The 7,729-nt window shown below is 35.2% G+C and carries 8 protein-coding genes; all 8 read right to left on the reverse strand.

Going from position 1 to position 7,729, the window contains the following annotated elements; all coding sequences use genetic code 11:
- Positions 1–78: 78 nt before the first annotated feature.
- Entirely contained in the window at positions 79–2,688 is a 2,610-nt protein-coding gene (locus tag ACT3CD_RS17140; protein ID WP_444646892.1) for a carboxypeptidase-like regulatory domain-containing protein, read from the reverse strand.
- 2 nt (positions 2,689–2,690) lie between these two features.
- Positions 2,691–4,304, reverse strand: coding sequence for a vitamin K epoxide reductase family protein (locus ACT3CD_RS17145; RefSeq protein WP_444646893.1), 1,614 nt, complete (start codon positions 4,302–4,304; stop codon positions 2,691–2,693).
- A gap of 10 nt (positions 4,305–4,314) precedes the next feature.
- The gene (locus ACT3CD_RS17150) at positions 4,315–5,145 is read right to left on the reverse strand and encodes a GLPGLI family protein (RefSeq protein ID WP_444646894.1); all 831 of its coding nucleotides are present in this window, start codon (positions 5,143–5,145) and stop codon (positions 4,315–4,317) included.
- Between the two features lie 72 nt (positions 5,146–5,217).
- A complete protein-coding gene (locus ACT3CD_RS17155; RefSeq protein WP_444646895.1) occupies positions 5,218–5,376 on the reverse strand; it encodes a hypothetical protein in 159 nt (52 codons plus the stop codon).
- Positions 5,377–5,506: 130 nt separating this feature from the next.
- Entirely contained in the window at positions 5,507–6,343 is an 837-nt protein-coding gene (locus ACT3CD_RS17160) for a GLPGLI family protein (RefSeq protein WP_444646896.1), read from the reverse strand.
- A 57-nt stretch (positions 6,344–6,400) separates the two neighbouring features.
- Positions 6,401–6,562, reverse strand: coding sequence for a hypothetical protein (locus ACT3CD_RS17165; RefSeq protein ID WP_444646897.1), 162 nt, complete (start codon positions 6,560–6,562; stop codon positions 6,401–6,403).
- Between the two features lie 65 nt (positions 6,563–6,627).
- Entirely contained in the window at positions 6,628–6,906 is a 279-nt protein-coding gene (locus ACT3CD_RS17170; protein WP_444646898.1) for a LytTR family transcriptional regulator DNA-binding domain-containing protein, read from the reverse strand.
- Between the two features lie 85 nt (positions 6,907–6,991).
- Positions 6,992–7,390, reverse strand: a complete 399-nt coding sequence (locus tag ACT3CD_RS17175) for a DUF3244 domain-containing protein (protein WP_444646899.1) — start codon at positions 7,388–7,390, stop codon at positions 6,992–6,994.
- Positions 7,391–7,729 lie beyond the last annotated feature (339 nt).

A 7,729-nucleotide genomic window follows, 5' to 3' on the forward strand; every position in this document is an offset into this window, starting at 1 on the left:
TATCTCCTAAAATCTCTGGCTCGCACATTGAAGCTGGGTTCTAATCATTTCTCTAAATTTTTACCGGACACCAATGAATCAGAATCTAAAAAAAACACTCGCGAGAAAAGTACGGGAACGAATAACATATTCTTTATTAACCCGGGTTAATTCATCGTATATTGAATAACTATAATCTTTTTGGTTAAGAATGTTTTTTGCAGAAAGGTTCAACTCCCATCTACTGCTTAAATTATATGTAAACTCTGCATCGGCAAGGAAAAGTTGTTTTGAAGCAGTACTTGATATCGTGTTATTATAATGCTCGGCACGAAGTTGAAAATACCATTTCTCTTTGTAAATAAAATTACCTGACAATACCTGAGATAACATCGCTGATGATGAATGGATATCTGTATTACTTACAGACAAATCGTTTCGCCCATAGTTAAGTTCATATGAAGTATTTAACCATGAAAACAACTTCAATTTAATTTTGGAGCTAATACCTAAACGCGAAGATACATAAGATGTTTCAACCTGATTTTGAAAGGAAACCCCCTGTAAGGTCATATACAAACAGTTCACCGATAAAACATTATGAGAATTATTTAATCCTTTACTTAGTTGCCCATTCAATATCCACATTTTCGTAGCATAATTCTGTGGAATAAGCCCATTAATAATGAACTCGCCAACGAAAGATCGTTCTGAAATTTGTTGAGCGTCATTCCATGACCGGGTTACACTCGCATTTACAAAAAAAGCTTTCAGCGGCACCTTATAATATGTATTTAGCATTAAAATCTTTCTAGTATCCGTTTCAAAACGAACCAGTCCTCGAGACAGATTCCGATAATTCTGAAGCAATAAGCCATTATAAAATTGTTGCTCTTCAAACGCTTGCTGCGCAAGGCTGGCAGAAACAGAAGCAGACAACCGGGAGGTGAAATAGTAGCGCATGTATAATCGCGGTGCGAGCAAAAATTTGGAAACAGAATCCTTGGCATCTAAAATATTATCGCGATACCTATAAGGCGAAAAAGAAAGAGGCACATCAAATTTTGCTTCAAATCCATCCTTTTTAAATTCCAATTGAGGCGAAACAAAAAAAGTGAAGTAATTCACGGACAAATCGTTTTCCATTTGCCCAAGCGTATCCGGAATTCCGGTCAATTTGCTATCCATGAAACGTATTAACCCTAAAACCCCCATTTTCATCGACAAGGTAAACGGCTTGAGATAAAAGGCCAACGATGTGTTTGTATTTGTATAAAATGCCGATAAATTGATTTCCTGTTGTTCATTTTCGTCATCTTTTAAAATATCTAAATTTTGATGTTTTACCTGCCATGAATTAAAAGAATTTAACGTATATGCCCTGTTTCCTGAACGTTTGAGTAATTCGAGATCATTAGAAAACATCCTGTTTGGAATTGATGCATATTGATTGTTGGGATATGTGCCACTAATTAACATGTCTATATCACTCCAGGAAAAATCTGCATTTAGTTTATTCTTTAGATAATAAGTAGATGTATTGGCATTAAGAACTACGTCGGCTGACAAATGCTTTTGCTTCGAAACCGTAGATTCTCCTTCTTCTGTAATAATTGTAGAATCTGTTAAAAAATATTTGGTACTTGAATAGGCGGTAGAATTCTGTCGGTTATTTGTATAAGAAACCTGAGACGTTAAATCCCAATCTTTTCCTAAACTCCAGAGGTTATTTGTACTAATTAGGTGCGATTTATTAAAACGCACCCGATTGTCATCAATATCACTCGGGCAATCCGGTTGTTCATCTAAATAGTTTTCTAAACGATACTTTTTGGGGAAATAACTTCTCTCATCCACCGAGAAGCTATTTGTTTCCTGTACAACATCATATCCAATATTGTTTGTTTTATAGGTATTTAAGGTTTGCATTTTAGATGTAAAACGCATTCCCACAACCTTTGCATTCCATAGAAAAGGGCTAACGCCATTACCAATATTCGCTGTACCTACCCAACGTGCTTTTGCATCTTCTTTCAGTCGGATATTAATCGCGGGATTTTGAGAAAAAGAAATATCTTCCAATGCTTTTATGGGTTGATGATTCTCCATTACCTCTACACTTCCCACGTCTTGTTGATGAACATTGTTGGTTGCCAGCCCATAACGGCCGCCCAACAGATCTTTCCCTTCAATATAAAATTTATTTATTGCTACACCATTGTATTTTATTTGTCCGCTTTCTTCAATTTCAATTCCGGGCATCTTTTTTAATACATCTGCCAATGATTTATCTTCAACCTCGGCAAAACTTGAAACAATATAGGTAATTGTGTCCCCCCGTTCATGAATCCCCGGGGCTTTAATCACAACCTCTTTAATTTCGGTGGCTTTCTCTACCATTGCAACATTGTAATTTTGTTGGTCTTTGGTTAATGTAAACACTTGTGGAGCATAGCCCATCATAGAAAAATTTATGTTATAATTCTCGACAAAACCGGATAAATTTACCTGATAACTACCATCAGGTAATGTTTGGGTAAACTCCACAATTTTATTCTCCGGCGTACGAATAGTTACCAAAACATTAGGCAATGGAGATTGTGTGTTTTTATCAATAACATTTCCAGTGAGCACAAGCTCCTGTGCCTGCGCACACATGGATACAAACAAAATGATTGTAATACAACAATATCGAAACAACAATCCCATAATTACATCGTAGATTTTTGCAGGTTATCCAAATCTGTCAATAAAAATGGTATGTCCTCAGGTGTATATTCCGTTGGCAATTCACGCCTGTTTATCCAAATAAAAGGAACTTTTACCACTTCCATTGCCTTATTCTCCTTTACATGCATCAAAAAATAGTTTAACGTTTCGTCTGAAATAGTTTTAACAGGGTATTTTTTATGAAATTTGGATAGGGATTGATTTCGAAACCAATCCATTAATGCTTTCAAGCGAATTTCGGTATTCCCATTTTCTTTAAAGAACTCTATTAACTGGAGCTGAATGGCATTTGCCGGGATTTGCTTCCGTGCCTCAAGTCCATCTAATCGTAAGTGCCACTTAATAGATGCCGGATAATTTTGTAGCAAACAAAATAAATCAACCGCAAGTTTTTTACATGGTTTACATTGCGGGTTTAATAACGTTGTAATAGTTATTGGTGCATTCTCGTTTCCAATTATTAAGGGTCGGGATTCGCTTTGGGGCAGCAACTTCTGTTTTTGGAATAAAGTATAAACAATTGCAGGAGTTCTTTTAAGCTTTAATGCTAACATTTGGGTATTAAAAGCTTTAGCTAAAGCTACAAGACGATATTTTTCATAAATCAGAATGGCTAAGCTACTTAAAGTAGCAAATAAAAAGGATATTAATATCAAAAATACCCTTTCCGGCACAACCCAGGCACTAAAAAATAAAAGACTGACAAGTTCCGTTGAAAGTATTGCAACCACGCCTAAACATAAAGGACACCATTTTTTTACAATAAGCTTTTGATAGAAAATAGAAAATACAATAAATGGACTACTGCATATAACAATTAAAAGTAAGACCGAGAATATAGAGATTAGCGAATTTGAGAAAAAACCAATGAGCAAAAAGACAATGCCAGTTGTAAAATATACAAAACCCACATCGGTCAGGTCTATTCGTTTAAAAATTTTAGCACCTTTCGACTGAGTAACTTTATCACAATCAAACGCTTCGGCACTATGGCAGAAGGAATCAAAAACTGAATAAGTTCCACCCGACTTCTGCTTCAATAATCCAAACACAAACCAAAGACCAATACTGTTTAATAATAATAATCCCAAAAAAAGTATAATTAGTTGCACCTGTGGAATAATCCTCCCCACCTGAAGCACCAAACTCAGAAAAATAAAAGCAGTAATTACATAGATTGCTAACTTGGGTGAAGTGTTAGACTCAGTACCTTTTTCTTCTTTTTCAGCTTGTACTAAAACGCCTGTCCACATAGTACAAAAATCTTTATCTGAAATAGTAATTTTTCTATTAATTGAAGCATCATAATATCTCACGCTATTCCCCGAAATCTGGTAAAGCAAAACCAATTGACTATCATCCTCATTTCGGATTTGAACGACTACCGGAAGCAATAATTCTTTTAATTTCACGAAATCAGCCCGGTACGCAAGCGTTTTAATTCCGAAATAGGTATAAGCTTGCATCACAGATAATAACGATGGGTAGGATGGCGCAGATTTTAACACCAATTCCAATTGCTCGGGGTTACACTTTATGCCCAACATCCGAAAGTGATACAATAGTAAGGGTAAAAGGAGGTCGTCTGTTTTCATTAATTGCTGACTAATAATCACGTTCTATTAAATCGTACTGCATAACTTTTTGGGAGGAGTTGCTGCCTAAATCAATTCCTGTTTCCATTTCAATATATCCTCCCATATTCATCAGGTAGCGTTTCTTTGCTTTTAAGAATTCAAGTCGGTTCGTTTTTTCAAACTTTTTGCTTCCCACATATGTCTTACTAAACACAATTGGTTCTTCCTTTTTTTCCAACCCTATTATAACAAAGTTGTATTGCCTGCCGATGTCATAAACTTCCATAATAAGACCAGGCAAACCACCAAATTTCCAAGGGCCGTCGCTTATTGGTATTTCGGGTGCAAACCATGCCATCCATTGCCTGCCACGAAAAGTACATTTAGCCAGTTGGCATAAATTGCCCAAAACCGTTTTAGTGCTATCCAAAATTTCCCAGTCCTGCGCATTTAACTCATCTTCATATATATAATCCTGCATCGAAAGCCCATCGGTAACCGTCATCGTTCCTTTTGGATAATTTTTGTAAACATATGTTTTCATTCGTTTGTGCGGGTAATTAGAAGATGTGTACCCTTCATTATCCATTGCATTTTTGAACGTTCTCCAAAACTCCTTTTCATAATATGGAGTATTAACCAGAGAATCAACTTGTTGGGAATAGAAACTAAGACACTTGGAACAATTCATTCCAATCTGAAGATACAATATATCTCCATCAGATTTTTTATTTAATAAGGTGTCTTTTGAATACACATAATCATAAATACACCTCAAAAAAGATACATCAAGTATTTTCTGCGCATTACAAAATACTGAAAATAGCATTATGCATGTAGGGAACATTAATTTATTCATATAAAAGATATTTAAATGAAAAAAATAAAGAAGAGATGGTACTATACTGAGCCATCCCTTCTATTCTACAGGTTAGCAACCAGCGCGTTCAGCTCCTATCCTTGCTCCTTCTTTTGCACCTTCATCAAGATCGTTATTTAATGCAATCATTAGAAGAGTATGACAATACTCCTCTTTAGATGTACCACCCATAACTTGTTCTAATTCTTCATTACTCAATAATTCTAACATGATAAAAAAAATTTAAAAATAAACATTTCGAGTGCTGTTTCGGCGGAACTCATCGCCATCTGGGGTTAGTGGGCATTCCCATTAAAGTGCTTCCAGAAATTGCGCGACACTTTATGTATGCTCCCACCTTTTAATAATCGCGTTCAATTAAATCGTAACGCATAATTTTTTGTGAAGAATTGCCCCCCAAGTCAATACCAGTTTCCATTTTCATATAACCATTGCTGTTCATCAGAAAGCGTTTTTGTGTCCTTAAGAATTCAATACGGTCTGTTTTTTCATATTTTCCACTACTGGATACCGACTGGCTGAATACGATGGGCTTTTCTTTTTTTTCTATGCCTTTAGCTATAAAATGGTATTGTTTTCCCCGGTCATAAACCTCCAATATCAGGCCGGGCAATCCGCCAAACTTCCACGGACCATCACTGACAGGGATTTCGGGTGTAAACCAGGCTGTCCATGTTCTTCCCCTAAATGTACATTCGGCCATTTGACATACATTGTCCAAAACCGTTTTAGTACTATCAAGAATTTCCCATTCCTGAGGATTTAATTCATCCTTATAAATAAAGTCTTGCAAAGAAATTCCATCAGTAATGGTTGTTACCCCTTTATAGTCTTTATATACATAAGTCTTCATACGCTTGTATGGAAAGCCAGTGGGAAGGCCACCATTCGCCTCTTTAATTGCTTTTTTAAATTGCATTCTCCATAGTTCTTTACCATTAGAGGTTTGTTGCAAAGAATCAGACAGGAAAGTATAATAACTATAACTTTTAGAGACATTTTTACCTATCTGTAATATAATCAAATCGTCCCTAATCGTATTTTTTAAGGTATCAAACTTCCATGTCAACTTATATTGGCATATTAAATCAGTATACCCCAAATATCTAGCTAATTGTCCTTTGGCACTAAAACCACTTACAAAGAGACAAATCAATAAAACAAATTTTAGTTGCATACGTTTTAATGTTTTAAAGGCGAAGGAAGTACAAATTATTTCCTTCGCCTTTTCAAACTAACAATTGTCAGAATAGGCGTTAGCCGCAGATAATCTTTCTCCGTCACTCCACTCACCCCAATTGTTTTCGATTAGGTCATTTAAGGTAGCGCAATAGTCTTCTTTACTTACACCACCATTTACTTGTTCTAATTCTTCATTACTTAATAAATCTGACATGATAAAAAAAAATTAAAAATAAACATTTCGAGTGCTGTTTCGGCGGAACTCATCGCCATCTGGGGTTAGTGGGCATTCCCATTAAAGTGCTTCCAGAAATTGCGCGACACTTTGTGTATGCTCCCACCTTTCAAGATTATATGCCTTTTTTGTTTTTTATCTATAAAATACTTTGTATTAATAATTGTATAGCCATTTATTCGTATAAAGTCTTGTTCTTTAAGCTTGTCGTATAACTGAAATAAAGAATATTGCATCTCAATAACCCGATTATCTACACAAAAGCCGAAACAACTTTGAGCATTCCCAACTACAAAAAGAATATTTAGGTCTTCTAAACTCATCTATCAACTAGATTTTCAAAAACATCATGTTGCTTTATGTCTTTTTGACATAGCATATTCATGCTATCAGTTTTTGCCAAATTGTTTATTCTATTTCAAACGTCCCGTACATATAATTGCCTGTCGAGCCCACAATCCGAATTTCATAGAAGTCACTATCCCATTCCGTAACATCAATTGATAGCTGTTCCTGTGTTTGTGTGTTTACGCTTTGTGAATAAACAATAGCTCCGGTTATAGAATAAATTTCAACATCAATATTTCCGATATTATATAAAAAGTCGACATTCAGGCTTATCGAACCAATACTTGCATAAATTGGCTCTGGTAATACTGACCTGATTGATGTTTCGGCTAAAGACCCCATCAAATCTATTTCTTTTTGGACATCATCTTGGTTAAAAAGATTTGAGTTGGAAGATTGACAAATCCCTGGAAACAATAATGTAGCTAAAACGAGTAAGATGAAAGGTAACTTTTTCATGATTTTAAGGTTGGTTTGCTTTAACACAAATTTATCAGAGAAAAAATTCCTATCCTAGTGAGGAAAAGCCCAATAAAGTTTTTTTAAAAGACATAAAATACATAACAGCCACAAGATGTTATTGTTACACCTACTTAAAATTAGCTCTAATAAAGTATTTTGTTGTAACTAAGCAGGGGTTGAAAAAGTATTTTTTAGCGAACATATTCTATTTTATTTCACTATTGTCCGGTAAAAAATATATTTTCCATTTAAGTGCTCTAGCCGCACGGGCTTTTACTTTTTTTCTACAGCAAAAAAAAGTAAACAAAAAATGCCGCCGCTGCAAGTAATTTCCTA

The organism is Geofilum sp. OHC36d9 (assembly GCF_052400685.1).
Taxonomy (GTDB): Bacteria; Bacteroidota; Bacteroidia; order Bacteroidales; family Marinilabiliaceae; genus CAZHHH01.